General features: G+C 59.3%; 24 protein-coding genes. 13 read left to right on the top strand and 11 right to left on the bottom strand.

Translation table 11 applies throughout. The features are described 5' to 3' along the window. The first annotated feature begins 88 nt into the window (after window positions 1-88). Window positions 89-1,063 (top strand): hypothetical protein, encoded by a 975-nt coding sequence (locus EII11_RS06585; RefSeq protein WP_124870447.1) that lies wholly within the window; start codon window positions 89-91, stop codon window positions 1,061-1,063. 13 nt (window positions 1,064-1,076) lie between these two features. On the opposite strand, the gene EII11_RS06580 is transcribed toward EII11_RS06585, so the two are convergent. Then, a complete protein-coding gene (locus EII11_RS06580) occupies window positions 1,077-3,128 on the bottom strand; it encodes an ATP-dependent DNA helicase UvrD2 (RefSeq protein ID WP_124870444.1) in 2,052 nt (683 codons plus the stop codon). Between the two features lie 63 nt (window positions 3,129-3,191). Continuing rightward, window positions 3,192-4,343: an NAD(+) diphosphatase gene (nudC, locus tag EII11_RS06575; RefSeq protein WP_124870442.1), complete on the bottom strand. Its 1,152-nt coding sequence runs from the start codon at window positions 4,341-4,343 to the stop codon at window positions 3,192-3,194. 34 nt (window positions 4,344-4,377) lie between these two features. On the opposite strand from nudC, the gene rph reads away from it, so the two are divergent. The 7 genes from rph to EII11_RS06540 all read left to right on the top strand — a co-directional run bounded on the left by rph (window position 4,378) and on the right by EII11_RS06540 (window position 12,862). Next, window positions 4,378-5,151: a ribonuclease PH gene (rph, locus tag EII11_RS06570; RefSeq protein ID WP_124870439.1), complete on the top strand. Its 774-nt coding sequence runs from the start codon at window positions 4,378-4,380 to the stop codon at window positions 5,149-5,151. Then, window positions 5,148-5,762 (top strand): RdgB/HAM1 family non-canonical purine NTP pyrophosphatase, encoded by a 615-nt coding sequence (rdgB, locus tag EII11_RS06565; protein ID WP_124870436.1) that lies wholly within the window; start codon window positions 5,148-5,150, stop codon window positions 5,760-5,762. Before rph ends, rdgB begins: the two co-directional genes overlap by 4 nt. A 105-nt stretch (window positions 5,763-5,867) precedes the next feature. Further along, window positions 5,868-10,208: a DUF6531 domain-containing protein gene (locus EII11_RS06560; RefSeq protein WP_165867089.1), complete on the top strand. Its 4,341-nt coding sequence runs from the start codon at window positions 5,868-5,870 to the stop codon at window positions 10,206-10,208. A gap of 10 nt (window positions 10,209-10,218) precedes the next feature. Then, entirely contained in the window at window positions 10,219-10,863 is a 645-nt protein-coding gene (locus EII11_RS06555) for an RHS repeat-associated core domain-containing protein (RefSeq protein ID WP_165867088.1), read from the top strand. A gap of 5 nt (window positions 10,864-10,868) precedes the next feature. Beyond that, the gene (locus EII11_RS06550) at window positions 10,869-11,513 is read left to right on the top strand and encodes a hypothetical protein (RefSeq protein WP_124870428.1); all 645 of its coding nucleotides are present in this window, start codon (window positions 10,869-10,871) and stop codon (window positions 11,511-11,513) included. 9 nt (window positions 11,514-11,522) lie between these two features. Further along, a complete protein-coding gene (locus EII11_RS06545; protein WP_124870424.1) occupies window positions 11,523-12,164 on the top strand; it encodes a hypothetical protein in 642 nt (213 codons plus the stop codon). Next, window positions 12,161-12,862: a hypothetical protein gene (locus tag EII11_RS06540; protein ID WP_124870420.1), complete on the top strand. Its 702-nt coding sequence runs from the start codon at window positions 12,161-12,163 to the stop codon at window positions 12,860-12,862. The genes EII11_RS06545 and EII11_RS06540 overlap by 4 nt, the downstream gene beginning before the upstream one ends. Window positions 12,863-12,947: 85 nt before the next feature. Here EII11_RS06540 and EII11_RS06535 read toward each other — a convergent pair whose 3' ends face one another. Then, window positions 12,948-14,489: a sensor histidine kinase gene (locus tag EII11_RS06535; protein ID WP_124870417.1), complete on the bottom strand. Its 1,542-nt coding sequence runs from the start codon at window positions 14,487-14,489 to the stop codon at window positions 12,948-12,950. Continuing rightward, a complete protein-coding gene (locus EII11_RS06530; protein WP_124870415.1) occupies window positions 14,486-15,217 on the bottom strand; it encodes a response regulator transcription factor in 732 nt (243 codons plus the stop codon). Before EII11_RS06530 ends, EII11_RS06535 begins: the two co-directional genes overlap by 4 nt. A gap of 121 nt (window positions 15,218-15,338) precedes the next feature. Here EII11_RS06530 and EII11_RS06525 point away from each other — a divergent pair, with 121 nt between their 5' ends. Genes EII11_RS06525 through EII11_RS06515 form a run of 3 tightly spaced genes read left to right on the top strand, consistent with a single transcriptional unit; the run spans window position 15,339 to window position 18,671 of the window. Then, entirely contained in the window at window positions 15,339-15,902 is a 564-nt protein-coding gene (locus EII11_RS06525) for a DUF4956 domain-containing protein (protein WP_124870412.1), read from the top strand. 2 nt (window positions 15,903-15,904) lie between these two features. After that, window positions 15,905-16,840, top strand: coding sequence for a polyphosphate polymerase domain-containing protein (locus tag EII11_RS06520; protein ID WP_124870408.1), 936 nt, complete (start codon window positions 15,905-15,907; stop codon window positions 16,838-16,840). 28 nt (window positions 16,841-16,868) lie between these two features. Continuing rightward, complete coding sequence (locus EII11_RS06515; protein WP_124870405.1) at window positions 16,869-18,671, top strand: carbohydrate-binding domain-containing protein; 1,803 nt, start codon at window positions 16,869-16,871, stop codon at window positions 18,669-18,671. A gap of 209 nt (window positions 18,672-18,880) precedes the next feature. Here EII11_RS06515 and EII11_RS06510 read toward each other — a convergent pair whose 3' ends face one another. Then, window positions 18,881-19,204, bottom strand: a complete 324-nt coding sequence (locus tag EII11_RS06510) for a CBU_0592 family membrane protein (protein WP_124870402.1) — start codon at window positions 19,202-19,204, stop codon at window positions 18,881-18,883. Between the two features lie 102 nt (window positions 19,205-19,306). On the opposite strand from EII11_RS06510, the gene EII11_RS06505 reads away from it, so the two are divergent. Next, window positions 19,307-20,230 carry a LysR family transcriptional regulator gene (locus tag EII11_RS06505; RefSeq protein WP_124870399.1) on the top strand — a complete coding sequence of 308 codons (924 nt, stop codon included), beginning with the start codon at window positions 19,307-19,309 and terminating at the stop codon, window positions 20,228-20,230. Between the two features lie 3 nt (window positions 20,231-20,233). Here the strand turns inward: EII11_RS06505 and EII11_RS06500 are convergent, their stop codons facing one another. The 4 genes from EII11_RS06500 to clpS are packed head-to-tail and all read right to left on the bottom strand — an operon-like array spanning window position 20,234 to window position 22,754. Further along, window positions 20,234-21,058 carry an MBL fold metallo-hydrolase gene (locus EII11_RS06500; RefSeq protein ID WP_124870397.1) on the bottom strand — a complete coding sequence of 275 codons (825 nt, stop codon included), beginning with the start codon at window positions 21,056-21,058 and terminating at the stop codon, window positions 20,234-20,236. Then, window positions 21,058-21,885, bottom strand: coding sequence for a glutamate racemase (gene murI / locus EII11_RS06495; RefSeq protein WP_124870394.1), 828 nt, complete (start codon window positions 21,883-21,885; stop codon window positions 21,058-21,060). Before murI ends, EII11_RS06500 begins: the two co-directional genes overlap by 1 nt. A 15-nt stretch (window positions 21,886-21,900) precedes the next feature. After that, window positions 21,901-22,467, bottom strand: a complete 567-nt coding sequence (locus EII11_RS06490) for a DUF2017 family protein (RefSeq protein ID WP_124870391.1) — start codon at window positions 22,465-22,467, stop codon at window positions 21,901-21,903. Further along, window positions 22,461-22,754, bottom strand: a complete 294-nt coding sequence (gene clpS / locus EII11_RS06485) for an ATP-dependent Clp protease adapter ClpS (protein ID WP_124870388.1) — start codon at window positions 22,752-22,754, stop codon at window positions 22,461-22,463. The genes EII11_RS06490 and clpS overlap by 7 nt, the downstream gene beginning before the upstream one ends. A gap of 81 nt (window positions 22,755-22,835) precedes the next feature. Between clpS and EII11_RS06480 the strand changes: the two genes are divergently transcribed. Next, the gene (locus EII11_RS06480; RefSeq protein ID WP_124870385.1) at window positions 22,836-24,179 is read left to right on the top strand and encodes a nicotinate phosphoribosyltransferase; all 1,344 of its coding nucleotides are present in this window, start codon (window positions 22,836-22,838) and stop codon (window positions 24,177-24,179) included. 116 nt (window positions 24,180-24,295) lie between these two features. Here EII11_RS06480 and EII11_RS06475 read toward each other — a convergent pair whose 3' ends face one another. Both EII11_RS06475 and EII11_RS06470 read right to left on the bottom strand, forming a co-directional pair. Continuing rightward, window positions 24,296-26,113, bottom strand: a complete 1,818-nt coding sequence (locus EII11_RS06475) for a DEAD/DEAH box helicase (protein ID WP_124870382.1) — start codon at window positions 26,111-26,113, stop codon at window positions 24,296-24,298. Next, window positions 26,110-26,463, bottom strand: a complete 354-nt coding sequence (locus EII11_RS06470; protein WP_124870379.1) for a DUF3039 domain-containing protein — start codon at window positions 26,461-26,463, stop codon at window positions 26,110-26,112. Before EII11_RS06470 ends, EII11_RS06475 begins: the two co-directional genes overlap by 4 nt. Between the last annotated feature and the right edge of the window lie 90 nt (window positions 26,464-26,553).

Below are 26,553 nucleotides of genomic sequence, written 5' to 3'. Positions count from 1 at the left end.
TAGTTATCCACAGTTTTCTGTGTGCGTTTCTTTTTCCCACGGTGAGGGCATAAAAATGCTGTAGAACCACCAATGAAGGGGAACGCCCATGCAACTTCGCCACGGAACCGCTGTCATCCACCGAGCCCCTGGGGTCATCCAAGTGGGAACCGATTGGGGTCGAGAACTCGTCTTGAGGGATCTCACCCGCGACCACGAACAGTGGCTTCTTGCCCTGGGGCACGCTGCCGCAATCTCACCCTTCCCCTTCACTGGCACGCTTGCACCCCCTCCCCCACCGGCAGGAAGCCTCGCCCTTCAGATTGCCCTACGTAACGCTGGGTACGCGCTGCCCCGCCCCATGAGGCACCCTCGGATTCTCTTCAACGGCATGGAGTCAGCTCTGTGCCCCGCTATTGACATGGCAATCTCTACCGGCACCCTAGGGCTCCTGCAGATCCTTGACCCTCGCCCTTATGGGCGCGACATTGTGGACGTGCTTGGCCCACACGGTATTGGCAGGACTCGCCAAGCAGGCGTTACCTCCCATTTCCAGGGCCTGTACCCCTGGCTGGAATCCTCAACATCCCCAGTCTGTGACCTCACCATTGTCACTCGCGCGCGTAGCCTCGATCACGGACTACTCGGACACCTACTGGCCCTCGAAGAGTGGCATCTGTCCATCCTCATCGGAGAGCAAGGTGCCATTGTGGGCCCTCTTGTTATTCCAGGGCGAAGCGCCTGTGCGCGTTGCCTGGCCCTGCATATGAGCGGGCGTGATCCAGATCTGAGCGCGGCAGAAATATCTGCCGCCAGTCATCCTGTGGCGCGGCTATCGTCGGCAGCACAAGCACGTTTAACCCTTGTTCTCACAGAGTTTTTCGACAACTTCTCACGCTTTTGGCACCTGGGCGATCATTCCCAGAAGGAACTGCTCCCCCTCTATAACCAGGTGAGCACTATCCTGCCCAACGGGAGGGCCGTTCAGCACACTTTGTCGCCTCACCCCGAATGTGGGTGCGCAACAGAATCACTGACCCGCACCGCACAGCCCGGCGAAAAACGCGGATCGAACAGACGATGAGAGGGGCTTCAGCTCAGTAGTCCCGAATGGTGCGCAACACGTCACCGCCAAAAGACTGAAGCTTCGTGTCCCCCACCCCACGCACAATCCGTAGTTGCTTGAGTGTTGTGGGATTAGCAGTGGCAATGTCACGCAGTGTCTGATCCGTGAAGATCGCAAAAGCTGGCATTGCCATCTCTCGCGCACGTTCCAAACGCCAAGATTTCAGTGCTTCAAAACGGGCGAGGGTGGCCTCATCAGCCTGTTCTTCAAAAGCCGCCTGAGCTTCTTTTTTCTGCAGACGAGCCTGGGATTTCACAGTCTGCAGCACTGAGCTCCCCGTGCCAGGATCGTCGGAAGGCCAGATGCCATCTAGCAAACGCGAACGCTTACGCACACTGCGATGAGCAGCTTCCGAACGACGTTTCGCCCACGAAATATGCAAGTGGTCGCGGGCCCGCGTCACCCCCACATACAGCAATCGGCGTTCTTCTTCTCTCTCACGCGGAGTGGTTGCCATAGAAATCGGCAAGATTCCTTCGGCAGCTCCCACCAGGAAAACCACATCCCATTCCAGGCCCTTAGCGGCGTGCAAGGTCGACAGGGTCACGCCCTCCACCGCCGGCGCAGCTTGAGATTCCGCTCGTTCTTCCAGCTCCGCTAAGAACTCAGGCAGGCTCGCCTGCTCCTGATCTTTCGCCAATTCCACAAGAGCATTGAGGTTATCCCAGCTTTCCCGCAAAGCCCCACCAGCCGCAGGAGCCTCGCTCGTCCACCCAACCTCACGCAGTAAATCAGCAACACACTCAGGCAGAGGAGCTTGAGGCTCTTCAGAGGTGCCAAGCGCCAATGCAGCGCGGCGGAGAACCAGCAGGGCACGACGAATATCCTCACGCTCGAAGAAACGCAGGCCCCCGTGGACGACGTAGGAAATACCCGCCTGACTGAGTTCGTGTTCAAAACTCTCAGACTGGCTATTAATCCGATACAGAATAGCCATATTTGCTAGAGGTATCCCCTGGGCGGCGTAGTCGGCAATTGCACGGGCAACGCCCTGAGCCTCAGCCGCATCATCAGCGTAGTTGTCAAAATGAACCGCTGAACCAGACGGACGCTGAGACACCAGACGCACCGCACCCTTCAACGCCCCCGGGCGGTTGACACCACCTGGATTAATAACCTGATTGGCCACGGCAACAATCTGCGGGGTAGAGCGATAGTCGCGGTTGAGTTCAACAACGCGCGCTCCCGGATGCCGTGAAGCAAAGCCCGTCAAGTGCTGAGGGCTTGCCCCAGCGAAGGTGTAGATCGTCTGAGCAACATCTCCAACAACACAGATGTCATGCCGGTCGCCACGCCACAGGTCAAGTACATGTTGCTGCAAGGTAGAAACGTCCTGATACTCGTCAACGACGAAGTGGCGGTACTGTGCCCGCACAGCCCTGGCAATATCCTCGCGCTGTTCAAGAATGCCCGCCATGATGAGCAAAACATCAGCGAAATCAATGACGCCGCGCTCATTTTTTGCCTCTTCATAGGCCTCCATGAGGTTCGCCATCTGCGTCGCTGAAATGCCGGCAGGAACCTCACGTCCCAGGGTGCGCACCCGATCGGGATAGCGAGTGGCATCCACCATCGCTACCTTCGCCCACTCAATCTCAGCGGCGAAATCACGCACAGCTTCCTTGTCACTGCGCATCCCTGTGCGTGCCGCAGCCGCAGCGATCAACGAGGCTTTACGCTCAACAATGTCAGGGGCCCGCCCGCCGATCGCAGACGGCCAAAAGTAACGTAACTGGCGCAGCGCCGCGGAGTGGAAGGTCCGCGCTTGAGCGCCAGGAACACCCAGGTCACGCAGGCGCAGGCGCATCTCTGCGGCTGCGCGGGTAGTGAAGGTGACAGCCAGGACGTTTGCCGGATCGAAAGCACCAAGGGCCACCCCGTGGGCAATTCGGTAGGTAATGGCGCGAGTTTTCCCTGTGCCTGCACCCGCGAGCACTGCCAAAGGGCCGGTAACCTGCATAGCAACACGGCGTTGATCCTCGTCAAGGGCATCAAGGAGTTGTTCGGGGTGCACAGCGCTCATAGGTCTATTCTCCATGCCTTCCCCGCTTTTGGAGTAATGCCCACTTAACCGCAGGCAACGCGCCTACTCACACCCTGGCAGCGCCCCACCAAACCAGCGCCGCAACAACCCATGAGCGATTGTTGACGGGCCTGGAAGGACGATGTCTCCAGATCTCACCGCCTCAACCAACTCCCCACGCGAGTAAAAGCTCGCCCATTCAATCTCCGTACCGTCGGGGATCGGAACAGCCATCCCAGCAGCTCCTTGCTCACTTCCCGCATCGCCCTCGTCAAGGCGCGCGTGATAGCCCAACATGAGAGAACGCGGGAAAGGCCACGGTTGAGTAGCGACAGTCTCTACCTCAGCCACCCGCAGGCCGACCTCTTCCCACACCTCCCGGACCACCGCCCGCTCAGGGGCTTCACCAGCGTCAACAAAGCCCGCCAGCACCGACACGCGCCGATCCGACCACGCCCGGTTGTGCGCAAGTAACACTCTGTCAAGACGATCCACCACCGTCATAATGACCGCAGGGTCCTGACGCGGATACTCCATATGCCCGCAGGCCGGGCAGCGCCGCACCCAGCCACTCGCCCACGGTTCAGGGCGTTGCCCGCACGCCGGACAAAAACGCATCTGGTCATGCCAGGCCGCGAGCGCGGTAGCCATCAGAGCTTTTTGAGTGTCGTCATCAGAGAGCAAATGCCCGACGGTTCGCAGTGTCTCCCATCGCATGCGAGGCTCCCTTTCGCCCACGACGGCAGCCTCGTTGCTGGTAGGGTTCTCTTTCCCGGTACTCACCTGGCGCGCGCCTCCGGCCTCGTTCTTCCCTGGCCCCCACGGCTTGTCCTCCATGAGCGCCAGGTGCAAGACCGCATCCGTGTCGCTCCCCAGCAGGGCCAGCATTGCTCCGGCGTGCACGCGTTGGAGTGCCTCGTTGAGGTCAACGGGGGCAAGGCAAATCGCGCCGTCGTCGACGTGTAGGATGTCGAGTTCGTCGCCACGCACACCGTCCTCGTTCACTGTCTCGGCAGATAGGAGCACCCGCCCGCCCGCCACCGCGCACACCTCGATACGCTGGGGCGTCACGGACTCACGCATCGGGGTGGGAAGAATCTCAGCCAAAGCGCGCCCATGCACATAGTCGGCTAAAAGCGCAGGAAGGTTCAGGCTTTCACGCAGGGCAGAGAGCGGGTCTAGATGTCCGCGAACAAGGGGTGCGTAGGAGTGCATACACCAACGCTAGCGCGTCAGCTAACGTTGAGGCATGACTACCTCTGTTTCGCGCGCCGATGGGCGCACCCCCGATCAACTTCGTTCCATTGCGATGACCCGCGGCTGGTCAGGCACTGGCGAGGGCTCCGTCCTTGTTGAGTTCGGCAATACGCGCGTACTATGCGTGGCGTCCCTGACCGAGGGCATGCCCCGCTGGCGTAAGGGCAGCGGGGAAGGCTGGGTGACCGCCGAGTACTCGATGCTGCCGCGCTCAACTGAGCAGCGTTCCTCCCGCGAGTCTGTCAAGGGTAAGGTGGGTGGGCGTACCCAGGAGATTTCGCGCCTGATTGGACGTTCCCTGCGTGCCTGCATTGATGTGGCTGCGCTGGGTGAGAACACCATTATTTTGGACTGTGACGTGCTGCGAGCGGACGGTGGTACGCGCACAGCGGCAATTACCGGCGCCTATGTTGCGTTGGCTGAGGCCGTGGAGTGGGGTCGTAAGGAAGGACTGATCGTTCCTTCTGCGACGAAGCCTGTTTTGCCGAATTCGGTGAGCGCCGTGTCGGTGGGCATTATTGACGGCGTGCCCATGCTGGACCTGCCCTACGTTGAGGACGTGCGCGCTGACACGGATATGAACGTCGTGCAGACTGGCACGGGCGCTTTTGTTGAGGTGCAGGGCACGGGCGAGCACAACACCTTTGACCGTGACGAGCTCAATGCTCTGCTGGATCTGGCGACTGTGGGGAATGCGGAGCTGGCTGAGATTCAAAAGCGAGTGCTGGAGGCTCCCGCAGGCGAGCGCGTGACCGGGGGCCTGTGATGGCGCGCCTGGTTTTTGCCACGAACAACGCCCACAAGATTGAAGAGCTTGAGGCGATCCTGGCCCCCGCTTGGGAGGGCTTCGAGCCCGGTGTGGTGGCCCGCATGGCCGAGTTCAACCTGCCTGATCCGGTTGAGGATGGGGTGTCTTTCGCAGAGAACTCCCTGTTGAAGGCTCGGGCTGTGTGTGCGGCAACGGGCCTGCCTGCGATTGCGGATGATTCTGGCCTGTCAGTGGATGTGTTGGGCGGCGCTCCGGGGATCTTCTCGGCTCGGTGGAGTGGACGCCACGGGGATGACGCAGCCAACCTTGATCTGCTGCTGGCACAGTTAGCTGATGTGCCCGAGGCACACCGTGGCGCAGCTTTCGTGTCGGCCGCCGCTTTGGTGCTTCCTGATGGGCGCGAGTTCGTCGAATACGGCACGGTGGAGGGCACGCTGCTACGTGAACGTCGTGGCGAGAATGGCTTTGGCTACGATCCAATCTTTGTTCCAAAGGGCTTTGAAGTGACAACGGCACAGATGAGCCCTGAGGAAAAGAACGCGATCAGCCACCGCGGCATTGCTTTTCGCGCATTGACCCCTCGAATTATTGAGGCGTTAACGGCGTAGTTTTCAGGGTTTCTTGCATACTCCCGTCACCGAAAAGCTATTCTCAACTGCTCCGTCCTCGATATGCTGATCACAGCAATTGTGTTAAGGGGAAAGAAAAGATACGTGTCATATTTTGGTGACTACCAAACCGATGTTGCTTATGATCTTGGTTTTGCTTCCGAGCTGGTGTGCAATCTGCGGTGGATGGCGCGGAAGATCGACGATTATGAGGTCTCCCGAGCTGGTGCTGAAGGCACTGCCGGCGAGGGGTTCGAAGGGGCTTTCTCTCAGGTCTTTGCCGACAACATGCACCACGCTCGTATTGACGGGATGAATCTGTCCTTTGTGCTAGGGATTGTGGCAGACCGGATTGATTACCTAATCCAGGAGGTTATTAAGGAGAACAAGCGTCGCGCTCATATTCGTGCGTACATGGCAGAGCATGAAGACTGGTGGTCTACCATCTGGGATTGGTTCGCCGGCACGACCATTCCTCCCTTCCCTGCGGAGATCCTTCCTACGACAACAGGCCAGCATTTGATGGTGCTTCACATTCGTGACCATTCGCGGACGGGGTCGATCGCTCGAATGGGGATATCGTCGGCTTACCCTGCGCGTCTGCGTTCTGCAGCCACAGTTATTCACGCGGCATGTGATCGTATCACCGGCGTTGATGCCTTGATCGCTGATCTTCATGAGTACCCGTCGCGCTGCCAGTATGGGTCGGTTGATATCGGGGACCTTACCCAAAATCTTCGCCGCTGGTTAGAATACAACCGTGCAGATGCCCAATGGCTCAACGTGGTCGCTCAAGCATTCGAAGAGGCCGGCGGAGGCGGCGATTTCCCTGTTTCTCTGTCGGATGTTGCCCTCCTTGCCGCTTTGGAAGCGCAGGGGGTTGCACTTGCTCGCACTCCTTTGGATATCACTGCCCCCACGTTGGCCGGCATTGATCCAGCGACAGGCTATGTCCTTGACCCGGTGAATGCGGCATCGGGTAGTTTCATTGAGCCGGAGGTGGATCTCGTCTTCACAGGGGGCTGCGTGAGTTTGGCTTTCACGCGCATGTATAACTCTGTGGGGGATAGTGGTGGCGTCTTTGGACCGCATTGGACCTCGGTCCTTGACCAGCAGTTATGTCTTGAGGACAAGCAGGTCCGCTGGGTGCGCGATGATGGCCGCCACATTTTGTTTCCTCGTTTTGGCCGGGGTTTTGAGCGTGCCGTCCAGGATCATTATTGGTGTGATCGTATTCCGGTCAACCATGTGCCCGATTTTGTACGAGGTTTTATTCCCGCACATGACGATGAGTGCTTCGTCGTTTCCGATAATCAGGGGTCATGCTGGTTCTACGACTACAGGGGTGCATGGTTAGGTTCTGGTGTCGGCGAGGGGACATTTGTGTGCGCCCAGCGCCGCGAGGATGGGATGATTCAAGCTTTAGTTCATGAGCGTGGGCGGAGCATCACCTGCGAGTACACCAATGGCCTGTGTGTCAAGGTGCAAGGTAGCGATGGCCGCGAACTGAACTACCACTACGACGATGATTCTCGCCTGATTGGGGTGAGTTCCCAGTTGGGCGAGCGCCGCTATATTCTGGGCGTTCAGGGGCTCATTGAGCAGGTGTTCTCTGTCGATGGCGTGCGTGAGGTGACCAACACCTATGACGAGGTGGGCAGGGTTGTCTCTCAGGTAACTGATTTTGGCCGCAAAGTGCGTTTCTCTTATCTTCCTGGTGGCGTCACTGAGGTCGCTGACCAGAGCGGATCCCGCGCAAACGCGTGGATTTCCAACGCTCAGGGCCGCCTGGTTGGCGTCATCGACGCCGATGGTAATCGCCAGTCGATGAGCTACGACAACTGTGGGAACCTCGTTGCTGCAACGAACCGTGACGGGCAGGTCACGGTCCACGTGTACGACCAACGAGGCCGACGCACTCGCACCGTTTTACCTTCAGGTGGGGAGTTCACTTTCGCGTGGGATGAGCATGACCGCTTGAGTAGCATGGTCACGGGCAGCGGCGGGCAGGTGAGTTACCTCTATGACAGTGATACGCAGCGCCACCCGAGTGTCATCGTTGATCCTATGGGCGGGCAGACCTCACTGACGTGGGATCGGGGCCTACTGAGCCGAATTGTTGACCCGATGGGAGTGAGTGCCTCTTTGGGGTATGACGCCTTCGGAGACCTGGTGTCAGTGACGAATGACCAGGGGGCTTGTGCTCGTTTTATGCGTGACGAGGCTGGCCGCGTATGCCAGGCGGTGGCTCCTGACGGTGCGGTGACCCGTTTGGAGTACGACGAGCGTGGTCATTGTGTGGCTGTAGAGCATCCTGACGGCGCCCGCTGGTCCTATGAGTTTGAGGGTTCACATCTTGTGGCGACGGTTGACCCGTATGGGGCGCGCACGTCTGTCACCTATGGCGAGCATGGCCAGCCCGTGTCGGTGACTGATCCACTGGGCCGCACAACGCGCCGCGTCTTTGATGACTGCGGTAATGTTGAGTCTTTGCTGTTGCCGGATGGTGCGGAGTACTCCTTCGTTCATGATGCTCTTTCGCGCCTGCATGAGCTGCGCACTCCTGATGGTGGCTTGTGGCGTCACGAGTGGGATGAGATGGGTAATCTTGCGCGCTCCACTGACCCGACAGGCGTGTCTCAGCGTTGGGCGCACGGCCCTGCGTCCTCGCCACCCAATGCGCTGGGGGCCTCTGGTGTGACAGCCAACTCCGACGCAGCCACTCCCGCCATCTCCGCTGATCAGAAGAGCCCCGATTATGGTGTGGAGTTCGATCAGTACGGTCGACCCACGCGGTGGAGCGGCCCGGCAGGAGACGAGGGCATCGTCACCTACGACCTGGCTGGCAACCCGGTAGAGTTCCTTGACGCGGACGGCGGGTTGACACTGTTCCGGCGTGACCTGGCGGGGCGCGTCGTTGAGCGCATCAGCCCTGAGGGCGTGAGCGTGCGCTACACCTACGACGCGTGTGGGCGTGTTGAGGGCGTGCATGACGTGGCCGGTACGACCACATTTGAGTACGATTTCTGCTCGCGGGTGACCAAGAGGATTTCCCCAACGGGTGAGGAAAGCTGCTTCTCTTACGATCCGGTGGGGCGCCTCGTGGAGGCGTCGATTCCGGGGGTGGGGCGCAGTCAGTACCGTTACGACCTGTGTGGCCGGGTGGTGTTCTCACGCGAGCCGCTGACGGGTGTACGGCGCTTCTCCTACGACCAGGCCGGTCAGCTCGTTCGGGCAGTGAATGGGGTGGGTGGCACGACTCGCTATGAGTATGACGTAATGGGTCGTTTGCGGGTGGTGATTGATCCTGCTGGTGGGGTTAGTCGGCGTGAGTATGATGTGGCTGGGCGTCTTGTGGCGTTGACTGATCCTTTGGGGAATGTTACCCGCGCCTCCTACGATGCGGCTGGTCGCCTCGTGACTCAGATGGGGCCAGACGGGGTGGAGCTCTCTTTTGAGTACAACGCTGCGGGTGAGCGCGTGGCCACGTATGCGAATGGGAAGCTGTTGACTCGCGTGGAGCGTGACTTGGTGGCGCGCACGGTGCGTCTGCTTGACCATACTCACCCGGATGGGCGTGCGACGACGCATGAGCTTGCGTTCGATCATGCGGGGCGTCTGGTGTCGCGCACACATGAGCGTGCCGGGCAGGTGAGGGTTGCGCGCTGGGAGTATGACCGCGATGGCCGCCGCAGTGCGTTTATTAACCCCGATGGAGCACGCACGACCTACACCTATGACGAGACCGGACGGTTGACATGCGTAGAGCACCCAACCCTTGGGCGGGTAGATCTTACCTACGACGAGGCCGGGCGCTTGCTGCGCGCCAACTCCTCTGAGGGGAGTCGCCACTGGCTCTACGAGGCTGGTTGGTTGGCCGCTCACTGGCAGGACGAGGCTGACGCTGCGCGCGGGTCCGCGCGGGTTTCTTACGACGTGTGGGGGCGCGTGAGCACGGTTGAAGATGCTGGCGTCATCTACACCTATGCCTACGATGATGCACACCAGCTTTGTGAGGTCAGGAGTAGTGCTGGCACACTCAACCAGTGGGAGTATGACCAGGCTGGGCGGCTCACTCGCAGTCTCTGTGATGGCGTTGAGACGGTTTTCGAGTACGACCAGGCCTCCCAGTTGACCCGCATGACTTCTGGTGGAGACTCAACCGTCTACACCTATGATCAGAAAGGCCGCCGCGTCAGCGCACAAAGTGCGAGCGGCAAGCGCGTGCACTACGCCTGGGATGCGCGTAATTGGCTTGCCGAAATCACTAAGCGCCCTGCGGGCGGATCACCCGTGACCCATCGCCTGTGGGTTGATGGGCTAGGAGAACTCAACTCTGTTAATGATGTGGATTTAACCTGGGATAGTGCCAGCCTCTACCCGTCCTTGACTGGCGTAAATGGTGTTCCTCTCATGCACATGCCAGGCGGGGGGAATCCGCAGTAGGAGCGCTCAGGTGGAGCCTCAGGCGGAGGGGCAGGCGGGGTGTTCTGGGGGTGCTTCGTGGCGCACCAGCCGCTGGCATGACCCAGCTAATCCGTGGACGGCACCTGCCCTGGGAGAGCTTTCGGGTGTAATGGGCCTGCAGATCAGTAGCACCGGCACGCCTGTCCTTGCTGGGCTGGAGTGGATGGGGGCACGCCCCTACGACCCCACAACCAGCCACTTCCTCACACGCGACCCACTACCACCCCTGGCGGGAAGCACCTGGGAAGCCAACCCCTACAACTACGCAGCCAACAACCCCCTCAACACCACAGACCCCCTGGGCCTACGGCCAGTAACAGACGCCCAACTGAACGCCTACAACAACTACTACGGGCTTGGTTTCCTCGGAGAGGCAAAGCAATGGTTCGACACTTACGGCGCGTACATCTTTGGAACGTTAGCTATCGTTGTAGGCGTTGCTTTGCTACTCACCGGCGTTGGTGGTCCTGCCGGAATTGCTCTCCTAGCGGCGTCGGGTGCTTTGATTGGTGGAGGATCCTCCGCGCTCGTCCAAAAGTACGAGAACGGTTTCGTTGATCCCACAGAACTCGCCATCGATACTCTTATTGGCGGTGTTGGAGGTCTTGCTGGTGGGGGGCAGCAGCCGGTGTAACAAAGATGGGAGGTGGTCTCGTTGCCCGCAAAACTGCTGAAGTAACCGTCGGTAACCTTGCACAACCAATCGGCGACATGATCTTCCGCAAACAATCCTTCCAACAAGCAGGACTCAACTACCTCACCTCAACAACCACAGGCATGGCAGGCGCGAAAATCAACCGAGTTCTCGTAGGAAATCATCATGTGCCTCGTTTAGTTGCTGATGTTGGGATTGGCGCCACCCAAGGAGCACTCGACGCAGCAACAGCCTACGGAATCGAGAGCTACTTTCCTCCCACAGACGAAAATGCACTTAAAAGCTTCGACAACAGATCACTAGGTTTTAGGATGCTCGTCTCAGGTGCCACAGGTGCGGGCGGGAGCATTGACCGCCAAACGCTATTGCACCCGCACCTGTCCCCCACAGCACCACACGTGGAAGGATCCTACCTACCAGAAGTACCCAAAGGCGGTAGACACCCCTTCCCAACCGACAACCACGTGTACAGATACGGCGATATTCGTTCCCTCAACGCACATGACATTTACAGCCTTGACGGCACCCGAGAAGGCATACCAGGCTCATACCAAGTGACCATAAAGTACGAGAGAGAAGAACCAGTAGTAACATCACGTCACTTCCTCCCTGATCCCCAAAACCCCTAAGAAAGAACCATGTTTAAGATTTTTACTGTTCCTTTTACTCGCACCATCACCCGCCCCTCCCCCCTCACACTCACAACCGCAGCAGGCGCCCTAGCAACAGCACTCACTTTCCCCGCCATCATCCCCAACACCAGCTACTTCTTCCTCGCCGTCCAAGCCCTCTCCGCCTCTGGCACCTTCATCGCAGGAGCACACCGCAACCACGCCATCAGCTTTCGCGCCCTCGTTGTCCTACCCCTGATCATCACCGCAATAAGCATCCGACACTACCCCCTCAACACCATCCCAGCACTCCTCCTGTGCTACGCCTTCTACGTCCTCGGCAACGCCTGGAAATACTGGTACCTCCAACAAGACCCCAACAGACACAACCCCAACTACCGCTACTTCAAAGACCCCAACACCCGACCCCAACAACACATCATCTACGCGCTTTTCCTCACTCCACCCGTCTTCCTCGTCGGAGGCGCAACACTGGTTGGACTTGAAGGACTTGGCCTCTACAGCAGCACTGTAGGGAGCATCCTCCTTGCCCTCCTCATGGGCGGATGCTTACTCTTTGCCCTGATCCATCTCACTTTGGGCATTGTCCAGCTCATCCGCAGGGCCTTGCGTAGACGCGCGGCCTCGACACACCCCGAACACGCATGAACCAGCAACAGACCCCACCCATCATTCCGCCTTCCACTAAGCCCACCCCACAGAAGAGGCACCGTTTTGGGTGGACCTACGATCATGAGATCACACGCCCCAAACCCCAACACCTCCTCGCCGCTACAGCCGCAGTAAGCATCGCAGCCCTATGGCCCACAATCGTGCCCAACGTCGAGCCCTTCTTCATCGCATTACAAGCCTTTATCGCCTCAGGAGTCTTCCTCGCAGGAGCACACCGCACCAGCCGCATCCGCATCACCATGCCGATCGTCATCACCGCCGTCATCACCGGCGTCATTGGCCGAATAGCCCCCCAAGCAATCCCCACAGGCTTCCTCCTGGTCTACGCCTTCTTCACCTTCGGCAACGCCTGGAAATACTGGTACCTCCAACAAGACCCCAACAGACACAACCCCCACTACCGCTACTTCAAAGACCCCAACACCAAACCCCAACGGCACGTCATCTACGGGCTCGCCATCATCATCGGCCTCACCGTGCCCCCGCCCTTACTTGTGTATGTCCTTATGACTGATTTGTTCTATCTCCCCGAGAAAGTCGCCGCCTGGACAGCAAGCATCCTTGCCCTCGGCATCCTTTTATGGGGTCTTGCACGCATTATCCTCGGAATCGTTCAACTCATCCGCAGGGCTTTGCACAGACACTCGGCCTCGACACACCCCGAACACACATGAACACACCATCTCCATCACAACACGCCACCGATACGCACCCCTTATCCTTCACAATGCGAGAGCACCTCGCCCTGTAATGTTCGCTCTAAAGCGAGCCACCTGCTGGGAAACTCACGGTCACTGTGGTCCCCGCATCGGTGCTTGTCAGGCGAATCGTGCCTTCGTGAGCTTCGACAATGGCGTGGACAATGGAGAGCCCCAACCCAGAAGACCCCTGGTTAAGCCGTGCCCGCGACGCATCCCCCCGGATGAAGCGGTCAAAGACCTTCGCCTGTAGTTCCGGTGGGATTCCGGGCCCATTGTCACTGACTTGGATCAGCACTCTGTCGCCCACGCGGGCAACCTCGCATGTCACCCGCGTACCGACAGGTGTATGCACGCGCGCATTGGACAAAAGATTCGCTAACACTTGACGCAAGGCGGATTCTTCACCCGTGATAGTGCACTGATCAGCGGCCTCAGCGTCCACTAGAATCTGCCAATCGTTGCCAGGTTCAGCGGCGTGAGCATCAGAGATCGCATCAATTGCTAAGGGGATGAGATCAACCTCCTCGCGCGTGACCTTCCGCCCAGCATCAAGGCGCGCCAGAAGCAGCAGGTCCTCTATCAGCTCAGACATGCGCGCGGATTCAGCGCCAATGCGTTCAAGCGCCTTGTCATTGTCAATGGCATGTTGCCCCATGAGCTGCGCGTATCCGCGGATAGAGGCAATAGGAGTGCGTAGTTCATGGGAGGCATCGGCAATGAACTGGCGGAGCTTCCTGTCAGATTCATCGCGGGCAGCAAAAGCCTCTTCGACATTGTCGAGCAGCGTATTGAGCGCATAGCCGACATCCCCAACCTCGCTACCACGTTGAAGGCCCCGAGTGTCAACGCGGGTACGCATATCGTCATTATTGACGAGGACGCCGCCGCCAACCCTCCGTGCGACAGACACGACCTCACCAAGGGGGTGGAGTTCTTTTTTCACCCAGCGACGCACACTAATGCTGGCAAGCAGAAGGGAAAGGAGAAGAATCGCCAGAGCGCTAGCGGCGCTCCCCATCATGACGCGGGTGATATCGCCACTTCCTTTGGCGCTGATGAAACGCGCGCCCTCGGCCTCGTGAACGATCACCCTAAAGTGCCCAAGGGTAGGAAGCTCAACGTCCTGGGGATGAGGGGCGGCAGTGAGAGCTGCGAGCTGTTGGATATCCTGCTCTGGCGGGGTGAAAACCCGGAAACGTTGGACGAGAGCAGCGTGACTGCCTTCCTGATCAACGACAAGGTACAGGTTTCCCTCGGAGCGCTCCGGCTCTGGGGGAGCATCACGGCCGGATTCAAAACGTCGTTGAGGTCCCTCCTTAGACAAGGCCCCGACGAGCCCGTCATCTGGAGCGGCAAGCTCACTGAGGAAATCCGTAGAATCGCTGTAGTTTTCCACGAGGCGTTGCACGTCTAGACGCAGAGCATCATCGAGTTGCCATACCATCCACGAGCGAGTCATGAATAAGACGATGCTGACGGAACTGACCAGGGAAATGACCAGGACAAGCGCCATGTAGGTTCCAGCGCGCGACGCCAAGGAACGCGGCTGTTTCTCAGATGCGGCGTCTGCCTCGTCAGCCATCTGTGACACGCTTGTCATGGCGTTTCCTGAGCGGGACGAAGAATATATCCAGCCCCACGCACAGTATGAATCATGGGGGCCCTGCCCTTGTCGATCTTCTTACGCAGGTAGGACACGTAGAGTTCAACGACATTACTTTGCCCGCCAAAATCGTAGGACCACACTCGGTCAAGAATCTGCGACTTCGACAGGACAATATTGGGGTTTTCCATCAAGTAACGCAGCACTTCAAACTCGGTGTTCGTCAGGGTAATCGCCTCTCCAGCGCGAGCAACCTCGTAGGAGTTCTCATTCAAGGTCAAATCCCCCACCTGTAAAACAGCCTCCGCTACGGCCTCTGCCATGCCGCTCCTGCGCAGCAAGGCATCAACGCGGGCGGCAACCTCGTTCAGGTCAAAAGGCTTAGTGACGTAGTCGTCGGCACCTGCACGCAGGCCTGCCACTCGGTCCTCCACGGCATCGCGTGCGGTCAGAAAAAGGACCGGTAACCGAGGTTGAGCTTTACGCAAGCGGGCAAGGGTTTCAATGCCGTCCAAACCCGGCATCTGAATATCCAGGATGACAGCGTCAGGCTGATAGTGGCGTGCAAGGTCAAGTGCTTCCCAACCATTATTGGCCGTTGCCAGTTCCCAGCCGTGGTAACGCAAGGCTTGAGCGAGAAGGTCCGACAGGGCCTTCTCGTCATCAACAACAAGGATCCGCGCCGGTGAACCATCTGGGCGGACATATGAATGAGCATGTGTCACCCCTTGATTCTGACAGGTTCAAGGGCAGCTCTCTACCCTCATACACCCAACTTAAGGCTTTCACAGCTGATTGATAACTTCGCCCGGCTCAATAGGTGCAACACCGGAAAGGAGTTCATCAATGACAACATTTCTTCACACTTATGCTCCGCTGATCGCAGTAGATCTGGTGGCAATCGCCATCTTGGTCTTCGGTGTGTATTTCCCGCGTCATCGACGCGCTGACCTGGTGATTGCCTTCCTGGGAGTCAACATCGGTGTCCTTGCTGTGGCAATGACCTTAGCGTCGTCCACGGTGAGCGCCGGCCTGGGTCTTGGTCTTTTCGGTGTGCTGTCAATTATTCGCCTGCGCTCCACAGAAATCAGCCAGCGAGAGGTCGCCTACTACTTTGCGTCCCTCGCAATTGGCCTGCTGACAGGTATGAGTGCCTCCATCACCCCGCTGTTGCTTGTCGGAGTGGCTCTCATTATTGCAGCCCTCGCTTTGACCGATAGCGCGTTTTTCAGCCGATACGGCTCGCAACAGGTGCAGCTTGATCGGGCTATCAGCGACGAGGCGACCCTCGTTGACGTTCTCAGCGAGCGCCTGGGGGTTCGCGTCATCAGCGCAAGCGTCGTTCGCCTCGACTATGTCGATGATTCCACCCTTGTGGATGTGCGTTACCTCAGGCAGAAAGGAGCCTGACCATGAACTCGGCCCTGACCTTTGACACTGCTATTTGTGACACTGCCATTCGTGACACTGCTATTTGTGACACTGGCACTTTTGACAGCGTCCTTGGGCAATTGGTGCCCATTGGGCTTGATGAACTCAATGCTCAGGCTAGCCTGCTTTCGCGGGTGGATCGCAAATATGCCGTGTGCGCGGCTGAAGCAACCCAGATCCTCGATGAATTATCTCACCGGTCAGCAGGCCACGCCCCTGTTCAGGTCTTACAGATTGGGGACGTGCGCTCTCACACCTACGCCTCCCATTACTTTGACACCCCTGCGTATGAGTCCTTCTACGCTGCGGCTCACCGTCATAGGCGTCGCTTCAAAGTGCGGATACGACACTACCGGGATTCAGACACGGCTTTCGTTGAGGTCAAGACCCAGGGAACACGAGGGCGAACTGCGAAGGAACGCCTCCCCTACCCTGCTGACTTAGCTCGGAGATCCTTCTTGAATCTTCCGGCCTTGGTGTGGGTGCATGAACACCTTGAACGAGCTTTATGCCCAGTGGATGTTGCCGCCTTACGCCCGAGTCTCCACGGCACTTTTCAACGCTCAACCCTGCTCTTACCAGGCTCTGAATCGCACGGAACCGACGGGGGTCACAGTGCCAGGGCCACCATCGACACGGGCTTAGCGTGGAGCACCCCAGCCGGGAAGGCCCATGCGGGCGGCGGAATCTATCGCAATCCTTCGCTGGTCATTATCGAAACGAAATCGCCTTCGGCACCCAGCTCTCTTGATCGCCTGCTCTGGTCCCGCGGTATCCGCCCGACTCGTATCTCCAAATACGCCACCGCTTTATGCGTGATGCGTCCCGAGCTTGCGCAGAATCGCTGGCACCAGACGATCCTGCGTCACTTCCCTGAATCTCACCCGTTGAATCAATTCACGGCCCTTGCCTCGTAAAACACCACATCATCGGAAGGAAACACTCATGATTCCCTTGACTCGCTCATCCTCGCGCGGTGCTTCTACCGCAGCTCTCATTGCATTTACCGTCGGAGCGATGGCCCTTGGAGCCTGCACATCAACTGCGGCTGTTTCCGATGGCACCACCGCCGAAACCTCGGCATCTGTCAGCGCACACAGCGCAATGAGTGGCGCAACGTCTGTGTACTCGCCACCGAGTGCAGAAGAAGCCCTCGCAGAAAATGAAACCCCTGCTTCCCTTGACACCCACAACTGGAGCACACAGGAAAGCACAGCAATCACGTTCTCGGGTGCTCTTGCTCAGAGTTCCCACCAAGCAGCCGAACATGGTTCAGGCAGCACGTCGCCAGTGACAATCACTGACGGGCTCACCACCATCACCGCCGCCGGGGTCTACCGGCTCTCTGGCTCATACAGCGGGCAGGTGGTGGTGGATGCTCCAAGCGACGCCAGCGTTGTCCTCGTTCTCGATAACCTCAGTATCGACACGACTGCTGGCAGCGCCATTGACGTGCGCAGCGCGGCGGAAGCCGTTCTGGTTCTTGAGGGCAGTAGTCAGGTGGCCGATGCGTCCTCTTATGCAGATTCTTCTGCAGCGAATGCCGCGATCTACGCTGACACAAGTCTGTTTGTTACCGGCGAAGGAACACTGACAATCAACGGTCGCGGTAATGACGCTCTTGCCGCCACCGATGACCTTGTCATCACCTCAGGAACACTCACGGTGCAGGCCGTCGATGACGGCGTGCGCGGGAAAGATTCTGTGACGATCTCTGGCGGGACACTGTCTGTCACTGCTGGCGGTGACGGTGTGACATCTGATGAGGATACTGATCCGGCCAAGGGCTTTATCCATATCTCCAATGGGGATGTGACGGTTGATGCCCAGGGGGATGCGTTGAGCGCCTACACCGATGTCATTATCACCGGTGGTGCTTTTGCGCTGAGTGCGGGTGGTGGAGCGCAATCGAGCGTTGCCGACGGGGAGTCCGCTAAGGGCGTGAAGTCTGGCGTCTACACCATTATCGAGGGCGGTACGTACAGCATCGCAGCAGCAGAAGATGGTCTGCATTCAGACGGTTCCATTCGTCTGAGCGGCGGCGACATGACCATGACGGTTGCTGACGATGGGGTTCATGCGGAGATTGCCCTCGTCGTGGACGGTGCACATGTGGACGTGGCCTCAAGCGTTGAGGGGTTGGAGGCAGAGATTATTGCCCTGCGTGACGGTACGATCTCGGTGGTATCCAGCGATGATGCGATCAACGGCTCAGCGAGTACGGGCACAGTCAATGTTGAGATTTCCGGGGGTGCGATCACACTTGATGCACAAGGCGACGCATTGGATGCCAATGGCGACCTGACGATCTCCGGTGGCACGGTTGTGGCCTGGGGTCCACAAAATGACGACAATGGCACCATTGATGTTGATGGCACTTTTACCCTGACGGGTGGCACGCTGCTGGCTGCTGGTTCGGCTGGCATGGCGATGGCACCGAGCGCGGGTGACCTGGGGTGGTTGTCGGCGAATGTGTCGGCAGCGGCAGGTTCCACAGTTGTCGTTCGTGATTCAGCGGGGGCCGAGATCACCACCTTCAACGCGAAGAAGGCCTTTGCCAATCTGCTCTACGCTGCTGCGAATGTTCCCACGGATGCTGAGGTGACAGTAGTGGTTGACGGTGTGAGCACCACGGTGACGACGGGCGTGGCCAGCGGTGGCATGGGGCCGGGTGGGCATGGCGGTCCCGGTGGTGCACCACACAGTCAAGCCGACGAGGTGGGGCGTTTGCAGCGCGGTTCGGCATAGGAGCCAAGGCGAAGCGAAGGCGAGTGGGCACAGACGGCCCACCTCCTTGGACTTTGGTATCACCAGCCCCGGTAAGCTCGGGTTCTTTACGTCACCCCAGCTACACGGGCGGCGGCGCGCCAGGGCCTGGTCGGGTTTTGAGGTCTTTGCAGGAAGCAAAGACCGAGCGGGCGGGGCGTGCCGCCGTTTGTGTGACTAAAACTCGGCGTTCACGCCGCCCGGACGTACACGCGCTTCATGGCAGAGAGGGTGCGTCCACGCACCTCACGCAGGCGCATGGCGAGGCGATCGCGCACCTTCCATGACATGTGCAGGCCAATGAGGATGAAAATGCCGTTAGTCACCATGGAGGGCCATGCTTCGGTGACAAAGCATGCTCCTGCAAGCATCGTGCAGGCGGCAATATTGAGGGCTTGGTATCGCAGTGAGTCGCCAGCCATGCGGCCGGTGGATACGCTCCAGTAGGCGAGCAGCGAGCATGCGACGCCAACCCAGCCCATCACTACCAAAACCTGTGTAAGAAGCCCTGTCATGCACACTATGATGCGACCACTCGACCTACAGCACAATAGAATTAACCTACACTGCTTGTTAAGAAATGCTTAACCCACTGTTGGAGGTCACAGGAGCTCGCTATGCACATTGATCCACGTCGCCTACCACTCCTGCTCACCGTGCAACGTGAAGGCGGTATTGTCGCTGCTGCGGACGTTCTTCGCCTCTCCCCCAGCGCTGTCTCTCAACAGATCCGCAAGATGGAAGAAGAGGTCGGCCTTGACCTCATTGAGCGCACTCCCAGTGGCGCAATTCTCACTCCGGCGGGGATGATTCTGGCCCAATCGGCAGAGCGTATTGAAACTGAGCTTTCTGACGTGACCCGCGCGCTGAGCCCCATGGCTGGACATGTCACAGGCATTGTCGACATCGGCTCATTCCAGACGCTTATTATGTCCGTACTCATTCCTTTTCTCGGGGAGCTTTCACGCTCTGCTCCCGGCATTGACTTACGCCTGAGTGAGGTTGAAGAAACACCCGCAATGGCAGCTCTGCGCGCTGGGCGCATCGACATTTTGGCCTTGGAGCGCGACGCCACACCAGGGCCTGCGCCTCGTGGTTTCACAGACACTCTGCTTCTTGATGAGCCGTGGGTGCTGGCCACCCCTTCTCACGCACCGGCAGTGAGCTCCGAGGACGATCTGGCGGCACTGACCTGGCTGCGCACGCCTGCAGACACTGCGGGCGGGAAGGCAACGATGCGTCTAACACATGGGATTGCCCATCCCATGTGGTCGGTGCATACCTACTACAACTACGGGGCGGCACTGTTGATGGTGGCGTCTGGTTTAGGCTCAACGGTTTTGCCTTCTTTGGCTCTGGGGGATGCCATCCCTGAGCAGGTTCGTTTGACTCCTTTACCAACCCTGGGTGTGCGTCGTATTCTTCTGCGACATCGGACCCACCTATCGGGGCCTGAGACACCTACCGGCCAGGTGATCGAATTACTCAAACGATGGGTGAGCGACAATCCCCAGTCGTGGGGCATTCAACAATTCACCTGAGTCCTACAAGGCATACACGGCGTCTGAAACGGCAACCTCAAGCGGGCCAGACCATGTCTGACGCACCTCGTCAACAACGACGGCAGGATCAGTCCAGGGCTGAATGTGGGTGACGACCAACTGCCCTACTCCAGCTTCCGATGCCAAGCGCCCGACCTTCACGCCATTCATGTGGATGCCCTCAACGTCATCAGTCTGGGTGAAGCCAGCCTCTGACAACAGCAGATCCACCCCGCGAGCGCCTTCAATCATGGTCGGGCACAAGTCCGTGTCGCCGGTGTAGAGCATCGATACCGTTGAGGGTTCTTGCGTCCCTGCTGTCTCGTGGTGAGCAGTGTGTTCACTGGGGCCTTCGACGCGCACGCCGAAGGAGGGCACCGAATGCCAGCCCTCAACAGGGGTGATGCGCAGGGGGCCACATTCGAGGATCTCGTCCGCTTGCAGGGTGTGGATGCGAAAGTCGAGGGCGTAGTCCTCGTCGGGAGGGCAGCCGTCAATCTGGCGGATGCGGTCAAGGAGGTTGCTTGTCCCTGCAAGCAGCAGAGGGGCTTTGCCTCGCGCGGGCCCCCAGCGGCGGTGAACGTGCAAGGAGATGACATCCCCCATGTGGTCAGCATGGCAGTGCGAGAAGATGACGGCGTCCAGGTCGGAAGGGTCAATGTGCTTCCATAGAGCGCCAAAGGACCCTGGGCCAAGGTCAAGCGCAACGTTCCAGACGCGTTCAGTCCCGGTAGTCGGGTCGAAGCCGGTGGCTTGGACGAGGTAGCAGGAGGCCGCTGATTTGGGGCCGGACATGGAGCCTGTGCACCCAATGACGGTGAGTTTCATCAGCAGGTTCCTTCCACGCACACGCGCTCTGCTTGGCCGACCTCTGGGCCGAGGAAACGTCGAGCCAGGTGGGAGAATGAGGTTTCCTCGGCGGTGGTGAGGAATCGGTATTGGGCCTCGGTTGCCCCCGAGCGCGGCTCGTGGAGCATGTTTCGGTCCACAAGCGTGTTGTACGTGAGGTTGGCTGTGGCTTCCGACGAGGTCACCAGGGTGACGCCTTCGCCCATGACTCGCCCGATGATGCCCGTGAGAAGGGGGTAGTGCGTGCAGCCCAGGACGAGGGTGTCAACTGTGGCCTCGCGTAGGGGTTCAAGGTATTCGCGGGCAACCTTTTCGAGTTCTTCCCCGTGGGTAATGCCCTGTTCGACGAAGGGAACGAAGCGGGGGCAGGCTTGGGTGAATACTGTCAGGTCAGGCACGGCAGCGAGGGCGTTAGCGTAGGCCTCGGAGCGGATAGTTGCTTCCGTACCAATCACGCCGACGCGGCGGTTACGTGTGGCAACAACGGCTGCCCGCGCTGCTGGCGTGATCACCTCAATGACGGGGATGCCTGCGTCAATCCAGTATCGTTCGCGCGCATCCGAGAGGGCGGCTGCGGTGGCGGTATTGCAGGCGATGACGAGGGCTTTGACGCCGCGTGAGGCCAGTTCGTCCAGTCCAGCAAGGGTCATTTCGCGGACTTGGGCGATGGGGCGGGGCCCATAGGGGGCGTTCTTGGTGTCCCCCAGGTAGAGGATGTCTTCGTCAGGGAGTTTGTCGATGATGGCGCGCGCGACTGTGAGTCCTCCAAGACCGGAGTCGAAAATACCAATGGGCGCGTTATCCATATATGGACAGTAGTTCTATTTCATGCCCGCCTGCATCGCTTGTAGCAGTGAATCCTGCCACCACGTGACGCATTCGTAGACAACGGACATCATTGTTTCTCGTGAGTTATCGCCCCGTTGGGCGCGTTGGTGGACGCGTTCAGCGTCGTCGTCGGTAACGATGTGAAGTTCCTCAGCGAGGACTAGACGCATGTCATTGAGTGCCGAAAGCCACTCCCACACGGCCTCGTGATGAACGAAGATCTTTGTTGTTCCCGCTTGGGAGATCTCCTCAAGTTGGTCAAGGACGCAGCGGATTCGATCGCTTTTCTCCGCACGCAGGTAGTCCTCGGTAAGAGCGCGCAATTCCATGGCCGTGTCATTGTCTTCTGACATGTCCGGGAGGAGTCGGCTCAGGGTTGGCGAATCTGGGCTTTCGCGGGTGAGTTCGGGTTCGGTGACGGCAACGACGATCTCTGACAGGGGGGCGGGTTCGTCAAGAATCCCCAGTGTCTCATTCATAAGTCGGCGCAGCAGATGGTTAAGGTCACTGCTGATACTGGTGGTGTATCCGCCAACGCTTCTGCGGAACTCCCCTAGCATTGCGCTGGTTCCAACAGTGCTCGTAGCCCGTAGGCGTGGAGGGCCAGCACGTCAGCCTCCATTCGTTCCCGTAATCCCGTTGATACCACGGCGCGTCCGTGGTCATGTACCTGCCACATCAGTTGATCGGCATACTCGGCACTGTATCCGAAATGTCGTTGAAAAACATGCGACACGTAGGTCGTGAGATTGACGGCGTCGTTGAGCACCACAGTCTGCCAGGCAGACATCTTCGACCGCGCAGGGGCGGTCTGGAGTGCGGGTTGTCCCAACGGTGAATGTGCCATGAGATAAGCCTAATCGTGAAAGTCACCTAAATGTAAGCGTTTTACACAGCTTGGCGTGAATAGTCAGGATACATTGAGCCTATGCCTGCTTCTCATTCGACAGCACTGCTGACAGATATGTACGAATTGACGATGCTTGATGCGGCTCTTCAAGCCGGAACTGCGCATCGTCACTCTGTGTTCGAGCTTTTCGGACGCCGACTGCCTGCTACCCGCCGTTTTGGCGTCGTTGCCGGCACCGGCCGCATCCTTGAAGCACTTGAACGTTTCCACTTCGAGCCCGAGCAGATCGCCTGGCTTGCCGACCACACTGCCCTCTCAGAGGCTGCACTTGAGTACCTGTCCACCTTCCGCTTTAGTGGCAACATTGATGGCTACGCAGAAGGCGAATGTTACTTCCCTGGCTCTCCCCTGCTGACCGTCGAAGGTACTTTCGCAGAATGTACCCTGCTGGAGACTCTACTGCTGTCAGTGCTGAACCATGATTGCGCAATCGCTTCGGCGGCTTCTCGTATGACCATTGCGGCTCACGGCCGCCCCTGCATGGATATGGGTGCTCGTCGTGCGCATGAACGTGCCGCCGTGTCGGCAGCTCGCGCAGCCGTTATCGGCGGTTTTTCTGGCACCTCGAATCTAGAGGCCGGTAAGCGTTACGGCATCCCCACCATTGGAACATCGGCTCACTCTTTCACGCTGCTGCACGATTCCGAGCGCGACGCCTTCGATGCGCAGATTGCACGTCTGGGCACGAACACGACCTTGCTGGTGGACACGTACAACGTCACCGAAGGCGTCAATAATGCTGTGGCCGCTGCCCGCGCTGCTGGAGGCGAGCTCGGCGCGGTTCGTTTGGACTCAGGTGACCTTGTCGCACAGGCCTTTAAGGTTCGCGGGCAACTGGATGCCCTGGGGGCGACCTCGACGAAGATTACCGTCACCAACGACCTTGATGAGTACGCAATCGCTGCTCTGGGCGCGGCCCCGATCGACTCCTACGGTGTGGGCACGAAGCTCGTGACGGGATCGGGTGTACCGACCGCCGCCCTCGTCTACAAGCTGGTGGCCCGCGACGACGGCAACGGAACCATGGTGCCTGTTGCCAAACGCTCCGAATCCAAAGGCACTGTGGGTGGCCGCAAGAGTGCGGGCCGACTCGTTGACGAGGACGGCTACGCCTCTGAAGAGGTCCTCGTTGCTGGCTCGGACGAGGCCGCTCGCCTGTCAGAGTTGGAATCCTTGGGTGCCCGCCCACTGCAGGTGGCTTTGGTCCGCAACGGTGTCATTGACCCCACAGCCTGGGGTCCGGGTGCTCTACGGGAAGCCCAGGAGCGTCACGTTCGTTCCCGTAATGAACTGCCCTACCAGGCGTGGCGTCTTTCCGAGGGCGAGACGGCAATTCCCACTCGCTACATTTCCTTGGACTGACGTCAGGGGCGCAGTTTTACCCCGGTGTGACACTGCGTTTCTTCCTCGACAATGCGCCCCCCAGTGTTGGCCTGATTCTTCAGGTTAACGCTGGGGCGCTTCGTCGTTGGCGCGTCTTACCGTCGCCCAACAAACCACTCGCGCAGGAGCGCGATGCGTGCAGCGATCTGCTCGGTGCTGGCCTGGGCAACTTCGGGCCCACCGCAGCGTTGACGCAGTTGAGAGTGGATCACCGCGTGAGTTTCCCCTGATCGGCGGGACCACGAGGAGACAAGGTTTTGGAGTTCCTTACGCTTGGCCGCGCGCACACGGTGATCAGAAATACCCGCATTCTCGTCACGGAGTTTCGCCGCCGCTCGGGCGCGTTTTTGGCTGGCGATCTGTTCTTCTTGGCGGGCTCGCAGGAGCGTTGTCACCTGATCGGGCTCAAGCAAGCCCGGTATCCCCAGGTATTCTTGCTCCTCTACGGAGCCGACCTCGGCCACTGATCCCCATGCGGCACCGTCGAAAAGGACGGCGTCAAACTCTGCATCCGCCCCCAGGGCCTCGAAGGAGCCCAGCAGGTCGGATGAGGCTTTCTCTTGGCGGTTTGCCTGGGCGATCAGAGCATCCTCAGGATTGTAGAGGTCACCTTCCTCATGGGGATTCGTCGGACGGTCAAGAGCGTGGTCGCGCTCAACTTCCATCGCTCCTGCAAGGTCAAGCAGTGGCAGTACGGAGGGAATAAACACGGTGGCGGTTTCGCCACGTCGGCGTGCACGCACGAAACGTCCGACGGCCTGCGCAAAGAACAGGGAGGTGGACGTGTTGGTTGCGTACACGCCAACGGACAGGCGCGGCACATCGACGCCTTCGGACACCATGCGGACGGCCACCATCCAGCGGTCATCGTTCTCACGGAAGGTGTCGATGCGTTCAGAGGCGTCCTTATCGTCGGAGAGGACGACGGTGGCAGCCTTGCCGGTGATCATGCGCAGGTGGCGGGCATAAGCGCGCGCCTGGGTTTGGTCAGAGGCAATGACAAGGCCGCCGGCGTCTGGTACTTGGCGGCGAACCTCGGTCAGGCGCTGGTCAGCTGCCTGAAGGACAGCAGGAATCCACTCGCCCTTCGGGTCCAAAGCGGTACGCCAGGCCTGCTTCATCATGTCCTTCGTCAGGGGCTCGCCCAGGCGGGCAGAGTATTGCTCGCCCGCACTGGTGCGCCACGACATGGTGCCCGAGTAGGACATGAAAAGGACTGGGCGCACAACACCGTCACGCAGAGCATCCCCGTAGCCATAGGTGTAGTCAGCCTGGGAGCGGCGGATGCCCTCATCGTCCTCAACGTAGCGCACGAAGGGGATGGGCGAGGTGTCCGAGCGGAAGGGGGTGCCCGTCAGGTTCAGGCGGCGGGTGGCATCTTTGAAGGCCTCGGAGATGCCATCCCCCCAGGAGAGGGAGTCGCCCGCGTGGTGAATCTCGTCAAGGATAATGAGCGTGCGGTGAGAGCGGGTGCGCGCCGAGTGGACCGCGGGGTTGGATGCCACCTGGGCGTAGGTGACGGCCACACCGTCATAGTGGGAGCCCGCCATGCCCTGGGAGTTACTGAAAGCAGGGTCAATGTGGATCCCTACCCGTGCGGCGGCGTCAGCCCACTGGCTTTTCAGGTGCTCGGTGGGGCACACAACCGTGACCTTATCGACCACGCCTGACCCCATGAGTTCAACAGCAATGCGCAGGGCGAAGGTGGTCTTACCGGCACCGGGCGTGGCAACAGCAAGAAAGTCTTTGGGAGATTTTTCAAGGTAGAGGTTCAGGGCAGCGGCCTGCCAGGCGCGCAGACTCCCCGCAGTGCCCCATCGGGCGCGCTCAGGAAAAGCTGGAGAAAGATTCTGAGCTGCTGAGGCGGAGACTCGTTGCGGGCCGCTGGTGGAACCAACAGGGCCGCGATTCACTGGTTGGAACCTCCCGAACCACCTGAACGTCCATCTGAGAAGGGCCAGTTCGGGCCGAAATTATTCATCTCGTCGCGCAAAGCCTTGCACTTAGGGCAGACAGGGTACTGGCTGGCATCCCGAGTGGGGATCCAGACCTTACCGCAGAGGGCAACGACGGGCTGGCCGGTGACCATCGAGGAATCAGCTTTGTCTTTACGCACGAAGTGGGCGAAACGATCACCGTCGCCCGGGTCCTTCTCGCGCTCTACCTCGGTTCGTTCCAGCAGTGCGGTCGAGGACTGGGGGTTCGATGGCGCGTTCGGGCTTTCGGGGCCTCCGGGGGCCATGGGTTCATCCAGTGCTCGCATGTCCTCCATTGTAGGTGCGCAATCGCCCTCGCCCCACTTGTCTGGGGGCGAGGGCGACGCGGGAGTTCTCACACTCGGCTCAGCGCAGTT

Origin of the sequence: Schaalia canis (assembly GCF_003858455.1) — a bacterium.
GTDB classification, from domain to species: domain Bacteria; phylum Actinomycetota; class Actinomycetes; order Actinomycetales; family Actinomycetaceae; genus Pauljensenia; species Pauljensenia canis.
This window is presented reverse-complemented; position numbering and strand designations above follow the sequence as displayed.

Bases quoted from the DNA above. Each gene is read 5' to 3' on its own strand.
- EII11_RS06470 (WP_124870379.1), bottom strand. From the start codon at position 26,463: ATGCGAGCACTGGATGAACCCATGGCCCCCGGAGGCCCCGAAAGCCCG.
- EII11_RS06520 (WP_124870408.1), top strand. From the start codon at position 15,905: ATGAACTCGGCCCTGACCTTTGACACTGCTATTTGTGACACTGCCATT.
- EII11_RS06540 (WP_124870420.1), top strand. From the start codon at position 12,161: ATGAACCAGCAACAGACCCCACCCATCATTCCGCCTTCCACTAAGCCC.
- EII11_RS06510 (WP_124870402.1), bottom strand. From the start codon at position 19,204: ATGACAGGGCTTCTTACACAGGTTTTGGTAGTGATGGGCTGGGTTGGC.
- murI (WP_124870394.1), bottom strand. From the start codon at position 21,885: ATGGATAACGCGCCCATTGGTATTTTCGACTCCGGTCTTGGAGGACTC.
- EII11_RS06500 (WP_124870397.1), bottom strand. From the start codon at position 21,058: ATGAAACTCACCGTCATTGGGTGCACAGGCTCCATGTCCGGCCCCAAA.
- EII11_RS06505 (WP_124870399.1), top strand. From the start codon at position 19,307: ATGCACATTGATCCACGTCGCCTACCACTCCTGCTCACCGTGCAACGT.
- EII11_RS06480 (WP_124870385.1), top strand. From the start codon at position 22,836: ATGCCTGCTTCTCATTCGACAGCACTGCTGACAGATATGTACGAATTG.
- EII11_RS06585 (WP_124870447.1), top strand. From the start codon at position 89: ATGCAACTTCGCCACGGAACCGCTGTCATCCACCGAGCCCCTGGGGTC.
- EII11_RS06490 (WP_124870391.1), bottom strand. From the start codon at position 22,467: ATGCTAGGGGAGTTCCGCAGAAGCGTTGGCGGATACACCACCAGTATC.
- clpS (WP_124870388.1), bottom strand. From the start codon at position 22,754: ATGGCACATTCACCGTTGGGACAACCCGCACTCCAGACCGCCCCTGCG.
- EII11_RS06525 (WP_124870412.1), top strand. From the start codon at position 15,339: ATGACAACATTTCTTCACACTTATGCTCCGCTGATCGCAGTAGATCTG.
- EII11_RS06580 (WP_124870444.1), bottom strand. From the start codon at position 3,128: ATGAGCGCTGTGCACCCCGAACAACTCCTTGATGCCCTTGACGAGGAT.
- EII11_RS06545 (WP_124870424.1), top strand. From the start codon at position 11,523: ATGTTTAAGATTTTTACTGTTCCTTTTACTCGCACCATCACCCGCCCC.
- EII11_RS06535 (WP_124870417.1), bottom strand. From the start codon at position 14,489: ATGACAAGCGTGTCACAGATGGCTGACGAGGCAGACGCCGCATCTGAG.
- nudC (WP_124870442.1), bottom strand. From the start codon at position 4,343: ATGCACTCCTACGCACCCCTTGTTCGCGGACATCTAGACCCGCTCTCT.
- EII11_RS06550 (WP_124870428.1), top strand. From the start codon at position 10,869: ATGGGAGGTGGTCTCGTTGCCCGCAAAACTGCTGAAGTAACCGTCGGT.
- rph (WP_124870439.1), top strand. From the start codon at position 4,378: ATGACTACCTCTGTTTCGCGCGCCGATGGGCGCACCCCCGATCAACTT.
- EII11_RS06515 (WP_124870405.1), top strand. From the start codon at position 16,869: ATGATTCCCTTGACTCGCTCATCCTCGCGCGGTGCTTCTACCGCAGCT.